2 tRNA genes are annotated in these 432 nt (G+C 52.5%); both read left to right on the top strand.

The features are described 5' to 3' along the window. Nucleotides 1-141 precede the first annotated feature (141 nt). Nucleotides 142-218 (top strand) — tRNA-Ile (locus JL37_RS04610). A gap of 23 nt (nt 219-241) precedes the next feature. Further along, a tRNA-Ala gene (locus JL37_RS04605) sits at nt 242-317 on the top strand. Nucleotides 318-432: the final 115 nt, after the last annotated feature.

The raw sequence follows: 432 nt of genomic DNA, 5'->3' as shown, positions 1-432 counted from the left end.
CACCTCCTTTCAGAGCTTAGCGCTCGTGTTAAGCGTCCACTCTTATCGGTTGTTTGATATAGCTGGGATCAGTTGTAGGCTTGGGTCGAGGGAATCTTCCCTGGGTCTGCAGCCTCCTGACTACTGATCCGAAAAGGTTTTGGGTCTGTAGCTCAGTCGGTTAGAGCACCGTCTTGATAAGGCGGGGGTCGTTGGTTCGAATCCAACCAGACCCACCAGGTATTCTGCGCAAGCGGGGTACGGGGGTGTAGCTCAGCTGGGAGAGCGCCTGCTTTGCAAGCAGGATGTCATCGGTTCGATCCCGTTCACCTCCACCAAGTCCCAACCGCCTGGTGTGATGTAGAGGCCAACTCATAGCGTCGTCGATAACGATTCTACGAGTTGGGTTTTACCCAACAGCTATATTTGTTCTTTAACAATCTGGAAGAAGCA

The sequence above is a fragment of the Achromobacter sp. RTa genome (assembly GCF_000757485.1).
Taxonomy (GTDB): Bacteria; Pseudomonadota; Gammaproteobacteria; order Burkholderiales; family Burkholderiaceae_B; genus Achromobacter.
The sequence above is the reverse complement of the archived record's forward strand: the minus strand, read 5'-3'. Positions and strand labels throughout refer to the sequence as shown.